The sequence below is a fragment of the Microthrixaceae bacterium genome, from assembly GCA_016702505.1.
Taxonomy (GTDB): Bacteria; Actinomycetota; Acidimicrobiia; order Acidimicrobiales; family Iamiaceae; genus Aquihabitans.
Window position 1 is genome coordinate 18,533 of sequence record JADJDU010000024.1, and the last position, 16,715, is coordinate 35,247.

Sequence of the window (16,715 nt, forward strand, 5' to 3'; positions counted from 1 at the left end):
TCATGTGAATCTCAGGAAGTCGAACGATGCGGTGACGGCGATCCCTGCGTGTTCCTGCCCGACCACGACGCCAGCCCCGGTCACGCTGCCGATCCATGACGCCAACGTCACCGATCCAACCATGATCCATCGGTCGCCGTCATCGCTGACCCAGCGGCGCAGATTCACGCCGTCATTAGTGAGCTTGAGGTACACGTGACCCACGCCGGCCGGGACTCCGGTCGTCGGCGTAGCGGAATCGAACGAGGTGAACGAGTTGGCCCTGTGCAGCTCCAGGTCCTTGCCTGGGCCGTGGAGGTGTACCAGCCATTGCAGGATGCGTCCGGTGCCGCTGTTGTACAGCACCAACCCAGCGTTGGAGTGATTGGTGAGTTCGCCGCCCACGGTGATCCGAGTGGACACGGACGTGAAACTGGGCAGCGTGGTGAGCAGCGCCCGCTGGTTGTACCCGGACGCTGCAGCCTGGCATGTCATCAGGAGGCGACCGTCGCTGATCGCTGCGGTGGACGTTCCTTGGTTGTGCCACGTCCCCACCACGGGGACCCGTCGGCCATGTCCCAATACTCTTGGTCGTAGGCGGACGGCGAAACTGGCGGCACCATTCCGGGCTCAACTGCACCACCAGCCCCCAACGGCCCGACCTCGGCGCCGGTCTCGTCGCGGACGTAGAGGCCGTCGGTGCGGGCGACGAGCCGTTGATGGTCTGCGGGCGGGTTGGTGACGTCGGCGGTCTCTGGGAGGTCGACGTGGCCGGTGGCGATCGTCGCCGTGAGCGGGGTCGTCTGGTCGCCGGGGTCGAGGGTCGCCCGGTAGGTGTTGGCGAGGTTGACCTCGTTGTCACCGGCGGTGGCGCCGGGGCCGACCGCCGTGCCGAAGTCGCCGGACGTGGCGCCGAGGCCGACCGCCGTGCCGTAGTCGCCGGACGTGGCACTGAGGCCGACCGCCGTGCCGAAGTCGCCGGACGTGGCACTGAGGCCGACCGCCGTGCCGTAGTCGCCGGACGTGGCACTGGGGCCGACCGCCGTGCCGTAGTCGCCGGACGTGGCGCCGGGGCCGAGGCGGACGTGCCGCCCCGTCGGGTCCAGCACATCCCACGAGCCGGGGGTGAGCGACGGCTGATCGCCCGTCGACGGGGCCGTAGCGACGTACAGGTCCGAGCCCGTCTCGAACACGACATCGCCCACGGCGTAGGTGGCGGCGACATCCCACGTGCCACGGTTCGTCTCACCGGGCAGCAGGCCCACCGATTCGACGGGCACAGCGCCCACGTCCACGGCCGACAACGGATCAGACCCGTCATGATGGTGGGACGCTTCGTGCGCCGTCGGGGTGCGAGCGTCAGAGAGCCGGGCGTCGTCACCCGCAGCCGCCGTGCCCGCCGTGGTGCCGTAGGTGACGGTCAGCGTCCGATCCGCCGACAGGTCACCGCCGCCAGTCAGCCCGGTCCCGGCGGTGATCGTTCGAGCCGTCGGCACCGCGCCCACGTCACCGGCGTCGAGCACCACAACACCGGTCTCACCGTTCACCGACGCAACCGCACCACCGGAAGTGGCGAGCTCGTCTATCGCTTCCTGCACTGTGTCACCGGCCAGACCCGACACGGTGTGGTCGTAGGAGACAGCCGTAGCCGGATGCGCGTCGGCAGCGGCACGGCCACCCAGCACGTTGTGGGCGGTCAACGGCCCGAACGACGTGTCATCGTCGCCGGCAGGGTTCCAGGTCACGTCGGTCATCGGGTCACATCCCCTTGGACAATCAGCACCGCACCAGCGCCATAGGTGGTGGTCACGCCGCCCGCCACGACCTGCACGTCATAGACGTACCGGCCAGGGGTGATCGCAGCGGTCAACGTGTCCGACAACGTGAGCGTCACCTCACGCCCCGGACCATCCGTGACCGTCGCCGTCCAGGACGCCACCACCGTCGAAGACTCGACATGAGTGCGGATCTGGGACGTGACCGTGACACCGGTGATGTCACCGGACCCGCCGAGCGTCCCCACCACCGTCCAGTCGTCCCCGCGGGTGCGGGTCACCGTCGAGCTAGCACCAGCACACGTCATACCCCTGTCCTCTCATGTCCTGGCATCCCCGGTCGGGATGCACGTCAGCCACCACAGTCACCGGGCACCACGTCAGCGACACAGACCAGATGCGCCGACAACGTCCAGTAGACGGTGTCGACAGCGTCGACGATCTGCACCGTGATCCCTGCGCCCTCATGGAGCGCCATCTGGATCGCACCGGACCCACCACGCCTACTCGCCCCGTCGGCGGACTGCTCATAGATCACAGACTGATAACGGCACGCCGGAGGGTCCTCACCATCCCACTGCCAGTTAGGCCCAATGACCCGCAAATCGAACACGTCCGACGAATCGGCGGTCACCTCCACCGAATAGATCCCAGCAGCCGAAACCACCAAACCGTCACCAGATCCGTTGTCGGTCATCAGCAGCCCCGGTGACGACGCCAACGCCCACTGCATCTCCGAGGACGGCGACGTATCCCCCTTGATGCACGCCGTCGAATACGCCCCACCCGTGCCACCAGCCGCAGCCACCCACCTCTTAGCGGTCGCGTCATAGGTGAGGACATCGTTGTCCTCGACCTCCCCGGCCCCGTCGTAGGTGATGTCGACATCTAGGAGCTGGTGCAGGTACTTGACGAGCCGCAGATCTCGCAGCCGACGCTCCAACGTGAGGACACGGCGCTTCACCTCGGCGATCTCAGAGACGATCGACCCGGCCATCACGCCCCCATCCACGGGGATAGCTCGATACTGAACGCCGCGGCCGCAGGATCAACGGTCTTGGACACGACCCGCCATGTGGCGGCGATCTGAGACGGGCCATCGTCAATCTCGACCCGCACCCGGTCCCCAACCCACAGCGTCGCCACCAGGTCCATACGGATCTGTGCAGACAGCGACTCGGACAGCGACGACGACGCCTGCGCCGCCGCGTAGATCGCCCGGTTCTCCAGGTCGTCGGCGGACGTGCCGGTGGGGGCGGCGGAGTAGGACTGGAGGACCAGCCCACCGAACAGCGTCACATCGTGGTAGGAGCCCGTGAAGCCCTCGTCGTTGGCGACCACCCACTCCGTTACCGGGTGAGTGAGGCCCGAGGTCCATGCCCCCCACGACACGACCGGCGGGTTAGGGCCCTCAGCGGTCAACGTCAGGTCGCCGGGGTCATGGGCGAACCCGCGGGTAACCCAGCAGCGCCCCACCCGCACCGTCTCGGTCAGAGCGAAGTCGCATTCACCGTACCCGGACTCGACCACCATGCGGGCCACCTCGATGACCTGCACATCGGGACGCCGCCACGATGCTTCCATTACCCCGTCGATCGACCCGTCGATCCACGCCGACACACCAAGGTCGGCGACACGGGCGAACGCTTCCATCCACATGTCACGGACCGGGATCTCCTCGACCTCGACCTCAGTGTCATCCTGGCCGACAGAGGTGGGCGAGATCTGGGCGGACACCTTGCGGACCACCACGTCCTCGGCTGCGCCGCCCTCCCCCCCGACAGACATGAACCACGACCTAGGCGCACCACCAGCCCCGTACGCGGAAGTGAACGTCGTGTGGATCACCGCCGTCACCCACTTACCGCGGGCCAAATCACCGGCGAACACCATCCCACCCTGCTGAGGGTCACCCGCCGATGGGGACGCCAGAGCGGAGAGGATCACGTCACCGTCAGGGCACCCCGGCCTTGACCCACACCTCGGCGGTGAACCGCCACTCGGATGTCCGGTACGAGAACTGGCCCCCGGCGGTGAACGCCGTCGACGTCACATCAAGGAACGGTGACCACTCGCGGGTGCCACGGATCTGCTCACGACCCCACACCGTCTCATCACCGTCGATCAGCCGGGCATCCAGCCAGTACTCAGGGCCAGCGACCTCGACGGTCAGCGTCGGCCCGGCGATCGACCGGGACACCGACACGATCGGCCCCCAATGCATCACCCGCCCGGCGTAGGAGATCTGGATCTCACGCTCGACCCGCAACAGGTCATCGGCGACGAAGGAATCATCGGGGTAGGTGGCGTGATGGTCGATGACGACGGTCGCGGATGACGACCCGATCGCGTCCATCTTCTCGGACCACTGGCATGACACGATCTGATCGGACGGGATCTGTGCGACACGCCCCGATGACCCCGCGTAGGTGATCCACACCTCAAGGTCCGCCGATGCCATCTCGGTAGAGACCGCGCCACGGGTGCCGTGGGTGATGTTGCCCGCTGGGGCGGTGACCGTGACGGTCATGTCACACCGAGATCCATCGACAGGGTTAGGTCGGTGCCGTCGAGGGTCACGATCGCAGCGCCGCCCGAGTCATACAGCACCCACAGCGGTACCGACGTGGCGTCATCAACCCCGGCCTCGTACCCGACGAACGCGGCGACCTGCTCGGCGGTGCCACACGACGCCCACACGACAGCCGACAGCGGCAGGGTCCAGCGGCCCGACGAGAACACCGGGGCACCCGTCACCAGCGACGCCCGGCTGTACCCGACCGCCGTCAGCTCGCAGCCACCAAGGGCCAGGTCGGTCAAGGTCGTGTCGGTGGCGTCGAACGACCAGCCCATCCCGTGCTCGATGGCGAGCACCTTGTCATCGACGCGGGCATCCCACCCCGACGGGGTGAGGGTCTCCAGCCCGGACCGATACCACGACACGACCAGCGCCATCAGACCACCACCGTCATCTCACCCGTCGTCCCCAACCAGCGGAGCGACATCTCCACGTAGCCGTAAGGCAACGACGACAGCCCGTCATCGGACGTGCCCATCGGACGGCCCACGATCTCGCGGTGGCCAATCCCCGGCAGCCACAACCACAACGACCCGAGGCCTGTAGCCATCGCATCGAACTCGGCCGCCAACGCCACCCACCAGTCACCCGCCGCCTCATCATCACCCGGCGTCCAAATCTCCACGTCGAGACTGATATCCAACGGGGCAGCAACATCACGACCCACAGCCACACCCGCCGACATCGAGCGTTGCGCCGTCTGAGACGACACCGACGGGCCAAGCCCGTTCACCTTCACCAACGACACCTCAGGGTTCGCTGTGCCGTCACCGCACACCAGCGACCCAACCCCGAACTGGTACACGCCTGTCAGTGGAGACGCCATCAGTGAGACACCCCCACCCTCATCAAACGGTCAAACTCGGACCCGATCAGATCGACTGTCGCCCACGGGGTAGCCGCCTCATTCACCGTCACGTTCAGGGTCCGCGGTCCGGCCGCCAACTTCGCTTGGCCGCGCCGGTCACGCTCGTTGAACGCCGCCTGCTTGCGCTTATCTACCGCCCACTGCTCAGGCGTGAACACACGACCCGACTCGCCAGGATCTAGCCGCAGAATCTCCGGGCCGTTCTCGCCCACCGGATACACCCGGCCCGCTCCGACACGGCCACCGATCGCACGACCACCACGGTTCGCCTCATCAGTCCCAGACAAGGCGATCTCCATCGCCCGGTTGATCGCGTCCACCGCCTGGAGGCGGGTCTGAAGCTCGATCGTCCACGGCCTCGCCGTTAGAGAGTTCAGTTGCTCGGCCATCTCCAGCAGCCGCTGACGCACCGGCGACCCCGGCTCCATCTGCCCCGCCAACTCCAGGAGCTTGACGATCTGGCCATCTAGAGCGCCCTTAGAGTTCGCTAGCGCAGCGTCCAGCTCGGCCTGCGCTATCGCCTGCGCCACAAGTGCATCGGTGACCTTGCGCTCGGCCTCCTCGACCGCCGCCCTCGCCTCGACCACAGCACCCTGCTGATCCACGACCCGCTGTTGAGCGGCGGCCACCTGGTCTTGGGCGTCACGGACCCGACCAGCGGCCTCGGTCACCCGGTCGTTCGCCTCCACGACCCGCTGCTGAGCCTCAACGACCCGCTGGGCTAGGGCCTCCTGCACCTCGACCACACGGGCCTTGGCCTCGGCCAGCGCTTCCTCGGCGGTGCGCTCAGCATCAGCAGCCGCGGCGATCGCATCCTTCGCCGCGGTGACCTCCTCGGACTGCTCAATCCCGCGGGCCTGAGCCTCAGCCAGCTCGTCGGCCGCCTCACCGTTGCGCTCCTGCGCCTCAGCCAGGCGCATCTCAGCCCGCTCTACACGGATCTGAAGCCGCTCACGTTCCTCCGCCCACTCTTTGCGGGCCTCAGCGTTGCGCCGCTCCCGCTCCACCGCAGCCTCGGCGGACTCACCGGGCTTGGCCTCGTCAATATCTGGGCCAGCGGCCAGGGCCTCGCGGGCATCTCGCAGATCGAGGACGGCCTCTTTCTCATCGAGGACCGCCGACCGGGCAGAGGTGGCCAGATCCTCCAGGACCTCAGCGGCGCGCTCACGGGCCTCGGTCAAATCCTCCTGAGCGGCCTTGCTGTCGCGCTGCGCCGATGCAAGATCCTTCTCAGCGTCAACGACCCCTCGTGGGCGTCCTCCAGCTCCTTGGTCCCAAACTGAAGATCACGCTGGGCGTCCGCTAGGTCCTCAGCGGCCGCTACCGCCCCCTGTCGTGCGTCAGCCAAACCCTTCTCAGCATCAGCGACACCACGGGCGGCGTCAGCCACCCCCTTACGGGCCTCGGTCACGCCACGCTCAGCGTCAGCCACCCGATCCTGAGCGTCAGCCACCCCAGCCCGAGCAGACTCCACGCCCTCCTCGGCGGACCGCAGACCATCGACGGCGGACCGTGCAGCGTCAGCCGCTGCCTCCTCTGCCGCCAGATCACGGGCCAACGCAGCCGAAGCCTCAGCGGCCCCCGCACCCGAGGACTGGTAGTCCTCTAATGCACCCGTCAGCTTGTCCACCGACATGATCGTCGGGTCGACACCAGTCGCCGCCAGCGCCTTCTCAGCGTCCGCCACCGACATACCAGACCGCTTAGCGGCCTCCTCTATCCGATCGGCGGCATCCTCGTACGCCTTGGCCCGACCCTCAGCCGCCTTCTTCGCCTCGGCCGTCTCGCGGTCAGCGTCGATGTCGAACAGGTCGCCAGGGTCAGGCAGGCCAGCGAACGACCCCCCAGCCTCCTTGATCGCATCACCCCACGCCCTGGTCTCAGCGGCCGTCTGGCGCAGGCCCGCAACCGTGCGACCGTTCGCCTGATCGAACTGGTCAGCCCACTGATTCGCCGCACCGCGGCCAGCAGCACCCCACTGATTCCACGCAGCAGCACCAGCCACCAGCGCACCAGCCAGCGCACCAGCGGCGACACCAGCGCCCGTCATCTTCTGCGCCGTCGTCGCCGTCTCCGACCCATACGCACGGACAGCACCAACACCAGACCGCAACAGGCCGACACCCTCAGCGACCTTCGGCCCCAACAACCCGGAGACCCACCACCAGCCCCCTATGCCGACCACCCCGGTCTGCATCGGAGCAGGCAGCGCACCAAACGCACTCGCCAGACCCGCTATCCCCTTAGCGGCCGTAGCGGCAGCAGGCACCAGCGACGTGCCAATGGAAGCCGCACTGTTCTCTAGCTCGGCCTTCGCCCTCTTGGACGACATCGCCAACCCGTCAGCCTCCCGAGCCGCCGCCCCCGACGCCTTACCCGCGCCGGCCAGCATCAGCGAATAGGTCGCCAACGCCTTCTCCTGGGCGGTCAACTCACGGGCCGACGACTTGCCCGTCTCGGCCAACGCCTGCTGCTCCACTGCCGCCGCGTTGATCGTCGGAACAAACTTCTGCAAGGCGTCGTACTCGCCCCGGAACGCAGCCGTCTGCGCCTCGATCACGTCCACCGGATTCGCGTTCTAGGAAGGGCCGAAGTCACCAGCAAGGGTGATCATCGACTTAGACATCTGCGCCGACTTGGCGGCCCCGACGCCCATCTGGGTGAACAGGTTCTGGAAGGTGGATGCGGACTCCAGCGCCTCACGCTTCGACAGGGCGAGCGCCTCGGCGGCTCCCTCAGCAAACTGATTGATGATCCCCACCTACTCCCCGAATACGGCGTTCGTTTTGGCTTGCGCCTCCGCCAGCTCGCCAGCGGCTTTGGTCGACGCACCCAACACCGCCACCGTGCCGCCCAACACGATCCCACCCGCAACCTGACGGGCGTTGCTCAGTTTCGCCGCGTAATCATCGGCCGACTTACCGAGCTTGTCGCTCTCCTTGGCGGTCTTGTCCACCGCCTTGTCGACCGCCGACAACTCCTTCTGGACGCGCTTCAGCGCCGCCAGCGTCTGCTGGTCCCTCGTCGTTATGTCGATCGTGAGAGCGCGCCCAGTCATGGCTCTAGACCTCTACAGCCTCGGCGGGCTCAACCTGCTCGGCGGGGAACAGCGTCAGCGACGACGCCACCAAAGCGAACGACGCCAACGCATCCACCGACTGACGGACCCACAACCAGTGGACCACCGCCAGATCAGCGAGTAGCACCGCCTCGCCCCGCTCCAAGATCCCCAACACCGCAAGATCGAGGTCCTGCCCCGTCTCCATGCGGAACTGCATCGCATCCAGCCCCGTGACCTTCGCCAGGTCCACGACCTGCTCGGACCCGTCGACCGTAACCGTGATCTGACTCACTCGAACCCCCCAGGGAAAGCCGCCTTCAAGGCGGACTCGTAACCGGCCGCATACAGGGCCTCGACCTCATCAACATGGGCAGCGATCGCATCGTTGATCGCATGCGGCCCCTGACCGGCCACGCCAGCCGTCCACGAGTTCCCCACCCACGGCGGGGCCTGCCGTGCGAGAGAGTCACGGTACCGCTCAGCCGCATACCAGCCGGTCCGGCGAGACATACCCCAGAAGGCAGCCTTGGCATAACCAGGGCCACCAGAGATCGCCAGACGGGCCGTCGACTGAGTGCTCCGAGGCTTGATCGCACCGGCGGCCCGGACCTGCTGGCGGGTGCCAGAGCGGGCAGCAGACCGCGCCCACTCCGACACCTCCTCAGCAACCCTCTTATTCGCCTTGCGCTGCTCCCGGCCCAGCCCCTGAGACGACGCCTTCAAGCCGGCGATCAACTCGGCCAAACCATCGGCCTCCATGTACAGCAGCGCCGACACGGCTCAGTAGGCGGTGTCGGTGGTCTGGTACTCCAACGTCCACGCCGGATCGGTGCCGTTATCCAGCACACGGAACGGCAACGGCTGCTCGGGCGTCACATCGAGGCCAACCTTCGGGGACGACCCGGTGAGCTGGATCAGCGGGAACGTCGCCCGAAACAGGAAGTCGAACCCAGTCTCGATCTCGGGACCGGTGAAGGTGATGATCAGATCTTCGAGCTCGGTCCCGGCCAGCCACGCGTCCTGCCAAGAATCGTCCTCGTAGTCGAGCGACAGAGTGCCGGTCGGTTCCACACGGGTATTCAGCACCGGCTTCTCGCGGCCACCCGCACAGATCCGCCACCGCTCCATGTCGAGCCCGGTCGGGATCGTGAAGTCAGCAGACCGCAGGCACTCAGAGTTGCCGTCGATCGACACCACACAGTCGATGTCACGGTAGACATGCGACGAAGTGGGGTAGGACGGGGTGACCGACGCCGCCGCAGTGTCGAGCGTCTTGTAGGCGAACGTCGACTTGAGGACCGGCAGGCCCTTGGGAGCCAGCGCCAGATTGAGGCTCTCGGCCATGCACCCGAGGTAGTCGTGATGGTTCACCGTGCCGCCCACATCAGCGCGGCCAGCATGGACCGTGAAGGACTTGGTGGGGCCGAGTCGTGGTCGGCGTGAACGTGTGCAGCCGGGTCAGAGTCGCCGCCCGGCGTGGTGGTCGCCACCGTCGACGCCACCGAAGCGAACACCAGCCCCAACGACTTCGCCATCAGGTCCAGGGTCAGCACATGCTGACCACCACGGGGCACAGCCACAGAGCGGCCCGTCGGGGTGGCCACCGTCGCCGGGCGCATCCCCCTGGACTGAAGAAACTCGACGTTCGGGGTAGCGTCATCGGTCTGGTTCTCGACGCCGCGGGTCAAAGTGGTGGCCTTGGTCCCCCACTCCACGGTCTCCTCGCCGATCGTCCAGAAGTTGTCTTGGATGCCCATCTATCAGCCCTCCAGGCCGGTCGGGTCGGAGTCACCAGCGGGCGCTAGCGACGGATCATCGACCTTGCTGGCCGACTTCTTGGCCGGGGCTTCCCCGGCCTTCTCGGGCTCCACCGGCTCGAACGACCCACCAAGAGACGCCACCACGGCCTCGTCCAGGTCGAGCACGTCCCCCAGGATCAGGGACGAACGGCGGCACGCCCTCAGGCGCGAAGATATAGCCGGCCTCGCCGGTGTAACGGACCTTCATCGAAGGCTCCTCTCTCAGTTGAGACGGGCGGTCACGTCGACCACCACACGCGCCGTCCCGATCGGACCCTCAGGGGTCTGACCGCACGACATCGACTTCTCCGCCACCCACCCGAACAGCACCCCGTCCATATCCGATAGGGCCGGTTCATCGGCCAGAACGTCCTGGATCGCCGCCACGACGGCCGACGTGCGGCACATCGTTGAATCCAGATCACCCCGCCCTGTTATGACCACGATCAGCGGCAGCCGGAACGACTCATCGCGCACCTGTCGCCCCGACTTCATCACCGGCCGGTCCTCGGTGGACGACAGTTCATCCACGAACACCATTTCAGGTTTGCGGTGCAGATCCCCCGGCCAACCGGAATGGACATCCACACTTCCAATCAGCGACGGATGGACCCGCAACAGCGACACCAGCCGCTCCACGGCAGACCACCACACCGTCGTCTCCGCCATCACGCCACCCCCGGCAGCCAATACCGGGCACGCACCCCAACCAGCAGCCGGTCAACCTCCAAGAACCCAGTGGGGCGACCAGCAGACCAGTCCGGGGTCGAATACCTCGTAGTGCCGCCGTCGAAGCTCTGAGCCAACACGTCCCGAGACGTACCGGACCCCGACGCCGCCACGACACGCCCGACGTACTCGGCGCACGTGCAACACCTCCTCAGGCGGGGCATCCAGACCGACCTGGACCGACACCGTGACCACCCCAGGACCAACCGCCACCGACGGATACACCACCGACCCCGAGAACTTGTGGGTGCCAGACACCGCCACCCCGTCGACCGCCACCGACGTAACGGACCGCACCGGCCCATCCACCGCCAACGACACCACAGGGGACGGAACAGCAACCCGCACCACCGAGGCCCGAGGCACCATCGGCACCCCGACGAACCGCTCCGCCAACGCCTCGAACTCCGACACCAGCCGGTCGATCTCGGCGTCAGCAACACCGGACAGCAACGCCATCCGACGCTCACGGGCCTCAGCAGCGGTCAGGTACGCCACGCTCAGCCCCTACGGGTCCGCTTCACGGGCGCAGCCTCGACGGCCTGCTCCACCTCTGGGGCATCCACAGCGGCCTCACGGGAGCCGACAACCCCGGCACGCACACCGAACCGGGCTAGCTCCGCATCCACCTCGGCCACACGGCCAGACAGCCCACGCAACACATACCCATCACGCTCCACCAGCAGGGCCGCAACATACGAATCAGACACAACACACCTCCAACGGAGCGAACATGGGGGAGGTGTGGGCCTGGGGGGAGGCATCAGCCACCAACCCAGGCCCACGCCAACCGACCTAGAAGGTCGGCGTAACCAGACCGGTGCCACCGACAGTGGCGATGGCCTTCGGGTAACGCCCGGCCGTGGTGGCCGAGTAGCCGTAAGCAACGAGCTTCACGGTCAGGTTGCCGCCGTTGGTCTGCTCGAAGCGCAACTCACGGGGGGCACCGTCGCCGTCCTCCCACAGGAGGATGTCGTCAGCCTTCGCCACGATCACCAGATCCTCATTGGTGCCAGCACCGAGGTCGGTGGCCATGTTGGCGTCGGTGACGACGGGCAGACCGAACAGCGACCCGACGACCTGCCCGTACTCGGCAGCAACACCCACACCAACAGCGTTGGATGGTGCGTTCAGGCCGATCAGGGGACGGTTGGTAGAGTCGACCGCAGCGGTCAGCCAGCCCCAGCGACGGGGGTGCATGAAGATCGCGGTGGCGGGCATGAACCGGTTCGAGTTCACGCGCTGCACAGCGTCAGCGAGCTTCGGGAAGAACTCGGCCACAGTGGGGGACGCGTCGGTGTAGGTCACGGCCTCGATCCCGGCAGTGCCGGTGATGGCGGTGTACACCGAAGTGTCCAGCACGGTCGCATAGTGCGAAGCGAGATCACCGAACACCACCAGGTCGATGCCAACCCCACGCTCCAACGCCTGACGGGAAACGTCCTGCTGACCGGCGATGGTCTGCAACGAGACAGCCAAAGTCGTCTCATCGAAGTTGGTTTCCGACACGGCGTCGTTCTCGGCCGCCTGGACGGCGGTGGTGGTGCCGGTGGTGCCACGCGGGACGTTGAAGGTCATCCCACCAGCAGGCAGCGGGAGCCGACGCACCGAGTTGGCGATCGGGCGACCAGCCCGAGCGATCGGAGCGAACATGTCCACCAGGTACTGAGGTGGCACCAGCGCACCGAACGCACCGGTGCCGACATCGCGGGTCTCCAGCGCCATCCGCTGATGACGCTCCAGCCGCTCCCGGGCCTGCCAGTCGCCACCGAACTCGGAGCGGTAGGCATCCTGAAGGAACGAGTGCTCACCACCGTCGCGGTACACGACAGGCTCAGCGCCGACACGGATCTCGGGGGACCCGTTGGGGGCAGGGAAGCGGGCAGCCACAGCGTCAGCAGCAGCACGGGCCTCTTCGAGCGCAACGAGCTCGGCCTCACGCTCCTGAAGCTGGGCGAGATCGGCATCAGCGGCAGCGACGGCGGAACGGGCCTCGCTGAACTGGATGGTCTCGGCATCAGTGAGCGCCGAATCGTCACGGGCCTCGGCCGCAGCGATCACCGAATCGATGACGGCCATATGGCCGGCGCGAGTGTCGAGGCACTCACGGATAGAAGCTCGGATCTGTTCGAGCAGGGTCATGACAGGACCTCCATGGGTCACGTTGGTTGGCACCCGTGCCGGGCGGCGCGGGTGAGTCGTGGCTCAGGTGGACCGCAGGTGGACCGCAGGTGGTGCCCCCTAGAGGGGTCCGGCGTGCGGTTCGGCGTGCAGCCCGGCGTGGGCCGGGAGTGACTGCCTAGATAGACAGCCGGGCGCGGACAGCCAAAGCCATCCGCAGATCAAGACCGCGCACCGACGGCGCTGGCACGTCGTCGCGCACCTGGGCGACGGTCGCAGGATTCGCCGGGTAGGTCACCAGCGAAACATCGAACAGTTGGACCTCGATGATCCGCCGCACGAGGTAGTCCGCATCCCACTCCTGACGGATCACACGGAAAGCGAAGGACATCTCATCGAGATCGCCTCGCTCCATCGCGGACAGCACCGACGCCACCAGCGGAGACGAACAGTCAAGCGAGGCATCACACCGCAGGCCCACAGCGTCGGACGCCAGCGTCAGCGTCTTAGCGGCCGTGCGTGCCAGAGGTAGGCCCTCATGGTTCACCAGGAGACGCACGTCGTCACGCTCGACCACCGACTTGGCGCAAGCACCCTCAACGATCACCTCAGACCAGCCGCCACGCTCCGGGCCACCAGCCACGTCATAAGGGAACCCGTACACCGTGGCGTACCCCGACATCGACACGCCGCCGTCCTCATCCGCTCGCACCTCGGGCACAGCGAACCGCCGGGCCTCCACAGTGCGGCCACGCTGCACCACCGACAGAGACGACATGTCACCACCCAGACGGGCAGCGACCACATCAGGCAACAACTCAGACATCTGACCCTCCAGGTCCGTTCAGCGCCACCGTCTGGGCACCGACACCGCCAGGCAACGGTGGACGATCCTCGTGCTCGCGAGCCTCATCCGGCGTCCCCCAACCGCCACGGATGCGCAACGTCTCCACCTCCGCCTGCGTCTTCACGTCCACCTTCACCAGCGCCCCGGTGTTGACCTTCACGTATTCCGACGGGGGCACCATCGAAGACACGAACTCCTCCATCAGAGTCACCCACCAACCCCGTTATAGGTGAGGTAGTTCAGCGACCGCTGCTCGACGTTCGCGTACGTCTGACTGTTACCGGACTCGCCACCGATCATCTCCGGCGGCACCAGGAAGAACCCGGCGATGTCGGCCTTGTTCGCCTTGATCGTCTCCAGGAACTGGGACTCCTCCGGGCTCACCTGGATCGCCTCGTAAGTGACACCCAACCCGAGCACCACCGGCTCACGACCAGACACCGCAGCCCTAAACCGCTCCTTGATCGTCGCCGCCTGATCCTGGGTTACCGGCTGGTCTGTCGACAGCACCGCCGAAGGGTGAGCGCCATCGCTGAACCACCGGCGACCGAACTCGCCAGCCGACAACCCCAAGCCCGTCATCGACGCCGCGTACTGCAGCGGGGACAACCCGATAGGCGACCCCGGAACAGTGAACGCAGGCCAATGCACCAAGTCATCACCGACCGGACGACCATCAAGCAACCACTGCACCGACCCAACACCAACCGGCCGAGCCGACATCCTCGACGGAGACAAGATCTCCATCTGCACCGGATACCCCAGCCGGTCACGAGCCGCCACCAAACCGAACACGTTCCCGGCCGTCAACCACGACATCAACACCTGACGACGCCACCCGATCGCATGCATGTGCAACCACGGAGCCGACAGCAGCGGGGACGGCCGCTCAACCTCCACCGGCACACCAGCCGCCCGGCGGTACTGCTTCACCGGCAACGCCGACAACCGAGAGATCAGATCCATACACGACCACACCGCACCCAACCGGAGCGCCTGGTCCACATCCGACACGGCACCATGACCGCCACCAGACCGACGGACACGCTCAGCCGCCAGCACCTCAGCCAACGACCCCACAGAACGACGCTCAGGGCGGAACAAGCTCATGCCCGCACCTCAACCGCGGCGACCAAAGCCACCCCGGCCACCACCAAAGCCAACGGCACCGACCACATCGACACACCGACCACCACAAGGGCGAGACCGAACAACTCGAGCAACACGTGCACCATCGGCTCCTCTCCCCTCAGTAGACGCTCATCGACACATCAACAGCAGGCATCGACACAGCAGCGTGATGGGCCAACACCACAGCCACCAGCGGCGACATGTCATGGTCCCCACGACGATCAATCAGCAGGGCATCCCCCGCCTTGCGCTTCTCCGCCCACGACACCGCCGACGACAACTCCGGCCGGTCACGGTGCACCACTTCCTCATCCACCACCGCATCAAAGAACCCCGCCGTAGCCAGCTTCAGGGCGGCAAACGCGACCCGCGTCACCGTGACCCCAGCAGCCTCCAGATCACCGATCAGCGCGGCCGCTGGACCCGCCTCATCAATCACCACCCGGCGCACTGCCCCATCGGCCACCAATGCGGCCACCTCGGCCACGACCCAGCCAGTGCCAGCGCCAGTCGCCACCACATCGACCCCGATACCACCCTCACGGCACTCCCCAGCCACCGCCACAGACGACGACGACCGATCCGGCCGCACCTCCACCGCAAGATCCACACCACCGACCAGCCACCCAGGCCGCTCAGCACGACGCCCCGACTCCCCGCTGCGACACGACGACCAATCAGCCTCAGCGATCACAGACCACTGAGGGCCCAACCCGTTGTCAGGGTCAGGGAAGATCCCGAGCCGCTCACGGGCGAACTCGGCATCGGTCAGATTCGACCGCTCCACCGTCCCAATGAACTCCTCAGTGATCAGCGACCCGAGCGACGGGTTCCCCTCCAACCACGCTCCACGATCATCTAGCGCCCCAGCAACAGCATCGGCGTCAGAAGCATCGACATCGACGGACCACTCGGCGTAAGTGATCTCACCCGCACGACCACGGGCGATGATCCGCCGCAAAGCATTCGACTCGGCCACCTCCAACGGGGCCGAGCTCGTCCACCACAGTTGTGGATCAGGACGGGCCGACATCGTTGGCAGCAGGGAACCGAGATCGTTGATGTAGTAGGCCTCGTCCAGGACCACCCGGTCACCGGAGAAGCCACGACCACCACCCTTCGAGCGGGCCTTGAACTGGAGCCTCTTTCCGTTGCGAAGCTCGATCCGCTCCTTGCCGTTGCTGTCGTAAATCCCCTTGACCTCGGCCATCAACTCCGGCGTGGTCTCCACCAGAGTCCTGATCCTGGTGAAGTGCTCCAGCGACGTGTCGAACCGGTGCGCCGTGTGAGTGATCAGATCCACCGCGTCATCGAGGAAGAGCCAGTACAGCTCCGCAGCCTCCAGCACCCCGCCCTTACCGTTCTGGCGAGGAACCACCAACGCAACCTCGAACGAAGCGCAGAACCCTTCGGCGGTCTCAGCTAGTGCGGCGTCGAGAACCAGTTCCTGCCACGGGAGCAGCACCAGGCCCGCCGACATCGCCAACTCCACCGCTTCCGGCCCCGCTGTTGACGCTGCGCTTGGGCGGCTCAGGAACCGAGGCGGCACCAGCGGCGGCGCGGCGGTCCTCTCTGCGACGGCGTAGCTCATCCTTGCGGCTCACCTCCGGCTCGGCGATGTCATCGAGTGCCCGCAACACTTCGAGTAGACGGCCAGTCAGAGGCGCTAGACGCTCTCGGTCGTCCTCGCCCACTAGGTCGATCTCGTGAGCGAGCTTGTCCCGCACGGCCTCCAGGGCCTCGCGGTTGTCCCCGGATCTGACCGCCCTAGCTACAGGTCCGAGGGTCTTCGACGCGCTCACCACGACCTCCGGGGAGAGAGTTTTC

At 66.5% G+C, this 16,715-nt stretch carries 26 protein-coding genes; all 26 read right to left on the reverse strand.

The window, feature by feature from the left end:
- Nucleotides 1-474: a hypothetical protein gene (locus IPG97_16025; GenBank protein ID MBK6858003.1), complete on the reverse strand. Its 474-nt coding sequence runs from the start codon at nucleotides 472-474 to the stop codon at nucleotides 1-3.
- Nucleotides 474-1,733: a hypothetical protein gene (locus tag IPG97_16030; GenBank protein ID MBK6858004.1), complete on the reverse strand. Its 1,260-nt coding sequence runs from the start codon at nucleotides 1,731-1,733 to the stop codon at nucleotides 474-476. The genes IPG97_16025 and IPG97_16030 overlap by 1 nt, the downstream gene beginning before the upstream one ends.
- On the reverse strand, nucleotides 1,730-2,035 hold the full coding sequence (locus tag IPG97_16035; GenBank protein ID MBK6858005.1) for a hypothetical protein: 306 nt from the start codon (nucleotides 2,033-2,035) through the stop codon (nucleotides 1,730-1,732). Before IPG97_16035 ends, IPG97_16030 begins: the two co-directional genes overlap by 4 nt.
- Nucleotides 2,036-2,106: 71 nt before the next feature.
- Nucleotides 2,107-2,751: a hypothetical protein gene (locus IPG97_16040; GenBank protein ID MBK6858006.1), complete on the reverse strand. Its 645-nt coding sequence runs from the start codon at nucleotides 2,749-2,751 to the stop codon at nucleotides 2,107-2,109.
- On the reverse strand, nucleotides 2,751-3,701 hold the full coding sequence (locus tag IPG97_16045) for a hypothetical protein (GenBank protein ID MBK6858007.1): 951 nt from the start codon (nucleotides 3,699-3,701) through the stop codon (nucleotides 2,751-2,753). Before IPG97_16045 ends, IPG97_16040 begins: the two co-directional genes overlap by 1 nt.
- 7 nt (nucleotides 3,702-3,708) lie before the next feature.
- Nucleotides 3,709-4,284, reverse strand: coding sequence for a hypothetical protein (locus IPG97_16050; GenBank protein ID MBK6858008.1), 576 nt, complete (start codon nucleotides 4,282-4,284; stop codon nucleotides 3,709-3,711).
- Nucleotides 4,281-4,709, reverse strand: coding sequence for a hypothetical protein (locus IPG97_16055; GenBank protein ID MBK6858009.1), 429 nt, complete (start codon nucleotides 4,707-4,709; stop codon nucleotides 4,281-4,283). The genes IPG97_16050 and IPG97_16055 overlap by 4 nt, the downstream gene beginning before the upstream one ends.
- Nucleotides 4,709-5,158 (reverse strand): hypothetical protein, encoded by a 450-nt coding sequence (locus tag IPG97_16060; protein MBK6858010.1) that lies wholly within the window; start codon nucleotides 5,156-5,158, stop codon nucleotides 4,709-4,711. Before IPG97_16060 ends, IPG97_16055 begins: the two co-directional genes overlap by 1 nt.
- Nucleotides 5,158-6,381, reverse strand: coding sequence for a hypothetical protein (locus IPG97_16065; protein ID MBK6858011.1), 1,224 nt, complete (start codon nucleotides 6,379-6,381; stop codon nucleotides 5,158-5,160). Before IPG97_16065 ends, IPG97_16060 begins: the two co-directional genes overlap by 1 nt.
- Nucleotides 6,378-7,766 carry a hypothetical protein gene (locus IPG97_16070; GenBank protein MBK6858012.1) on the reverse strand — a complete coding sequence of 463 codons (1,389 nt, stop codon included), beginning with the start codon at nucleotides 7,764-7,766 and terminating at the stop codon, nucleotides 6,378-6,380. The genes IPG97_16065 and IPG97_16070 overlap by 4 nt, the downstream gene beginning before the upstream one ends.
- A 12-nt stretch (nucleotides 7,767-7,778) precedes the next feature.
- Nucleotides 7,779-7,961, reverse strand: coding sequence for a hypothetical protein (locus tag IPG97_16075; protein MBK6858013.1), 183 nt, complete (start codon nucleotides 7,959-7,961; stop codon nucleotides 7,779-7,781).
- Complete coding sequence (locus IPG97_16080; GenBank protein ID MBK6858014.1) at nucleotides 7,962-8,258, reverse strand: hypothetical protein; 297 nt, start codon at nucleotides 8,256-8,258, stop codon at nucleotides 7,962-7,964.
- Nucleotides 8,259-8,262: 4 nt separating this feature from the next.
- Nucleotides 8,263-8,553 (reverse strand): hypothetical protein, encoded by a 291-nt coding sequence (locus IPG97_16085; GenBank protein ID MBK6858015.1) that lies wholly within the window; start codon nucleotides 8,551-8,553, stop codon nucleotides 8,263-8,265.
- On the reverse strand, nucleotides 8,550-9,038 hold the full coding sequence (locus tag IPG97_16090) for a hypothetical protein (GenBank protein ID MBK6858016.1): 489 nt from the start codon (nucleotides 9,036-9,038) through the stop codon (nucleotides 8,550-8,552). Before IPG97_16090 ends, IPG97_16085 begins: the two co-directional genes overlap by 4 nt.
- A 3-nt stretch (nucleotides 9,039-9,041) precedes the next feature.
- Nucleotides 9,042-9,632 (reverse strand): hypothetical protein, encoded by a 591-nt coding sequence (locus IPG97_16095; protein MBK6858017.1) that lies wholly within the window; start codon nucleotides 9,630-9,632, stop codon nucleotides 9,042-9,044.
- Nucleotides 9,629-10,018 carry a hypothetical protein gene (locus IPG97_16100; GenBank protein MBK6858018.1) on the reverse strand — a complete coding sequence of 130 codons (390 nt, stop codon included), beginning with the start codon at nucleotides 10,016-10,018 and terminating at the stop codon, nucleotides 9,629-9,631. Before IPG97_16100 ends, IPG97_16095 begins: the two co-directional genes overlap by 4 nt.
- Before the next feature lie 3 nt (nucleotides 10,019-10,021).
- On the reverse strand, nucleotides 10,022-10,186 hold the full coding sequence (locus IPG97_16105; GenBank protein MBK6858019.1) for a hypothetical protein: 165 nt from the start codon (nucleotides 10,184-10,186) through the stop codon (nucleotides 10,022-10,024).
- Nucleotides 10,187-10,282: 96 nt separating this feature from the next.
- On the reverse strand, nucleotides 10,283-10,729 hold the full coding sequence (locus IPG97_16110; GenBank protein MBK6858020.1) for a hypothetical protein: 447 nt from the start codon (nucleotides 10,727-10,729) through the stop codon (nucleotides 10,283-10,285).
- 51 nt (nucleotides 10,730-10,780) lie between these two features.
- Nucleotides 10,781-11,287 carry a hypothetical protein gene (locus IPG97_16115; protein MBK6858021.1) on the reverse strand — a complete coding sequence of 169 codons (507 nt, stop codon included), beginning with the start codon at nucleotides 11,285-11,287 and terminating at the stop codon, nucleotides 10,781-10,783.
- Between the two features lie 2 nt (nucleotides 11,288-11,289).
- Nucleotides 11,290-11,553, reverse strand: coding sequence for a hypothetical protein (locus tag IPG97_16120; protein MBK6858022.1), 264 nt, complete (start codon nucleotides 11,551-11,553; stop codon nucleotides 11,290-11,292).
- Between the two features lie 31 nt (nucleotides 11,554-11,584).
- Entirely contained in the window at nucleotides 11,585-12,931 is a 1,347-nt protein-coding gene (locus IPG97_16125) for a phage major capsid protein (GenBank protein MBK6858023.1), read from the reverse strand.
- Nucleotides 12,932-13,088: 157 nt separating this feature from the next.
- Nucleotides 13,089-13,736 (reverse strand): HK97 family phage prohead protease, encoded by a 648-nt coding sequence (locus IPG97_16130; protein MBK6858024.1) that lies wholly within the window; start codon nucleotides 13,734-13,736, stop codon nucleotides 13,089-13,091.
- On the reverse strand, nucleotides 13,729-13,959 hold the full coding sequence (locus IPG97_16135) for a hypothetical protein (protein MBK6858025.1): 231 nt from the start codon (nucleotides 13,957-13,959) through the stop codon (nucleotides 13,729-13,731). Before IPG97_16135 ends, IPG97_16130 begins: the two co-directional genes overlap by 8 nt.
- Before the next feature lie 5 nt (nucleotides 13,960-13,964).
- Nucleotides 13,965-14,867, reverse strand: coding sequence for a phage portal protein (locus IPG97_16140; GenBank protein MBK6858026.1), 903 nt, complete (start codon nucleotides 14,865-14,867; stop codon nucleotides 13,965-13,967).
- A 139-nt stretch (nucleotides 14,868-15,006) separates the two neighbouring features.
- A complete protein-coding gene (locus tag IPG97_16145) occupies nucleotides 15,007-16,368 on the reverse strand; it encodes a hypothetical protein (GenBank protein ID MBK6858027.1) in 1,362 nt (453 codons plus the stop codon).
- The gene (locus IPG97_16150) at nucleotides 16,307-16,690 is read right to left on the reverse strand and encodes a hypothetical protein (protein ID MBK6858028.1); all 384 of its coding nucleotides are present in this window, start codon (nucleotides 16,688-16,690) and stop codon (nucleotides 16,307-16,309) included. The genes IPG97_16145 and IPG97_16150 overlap by 62 nt, the downstream gene beginning before the upstream one ends.
- Between the last annotated feature and the right edge of the window lie 25 nt (nucleotides 16,691-16,715).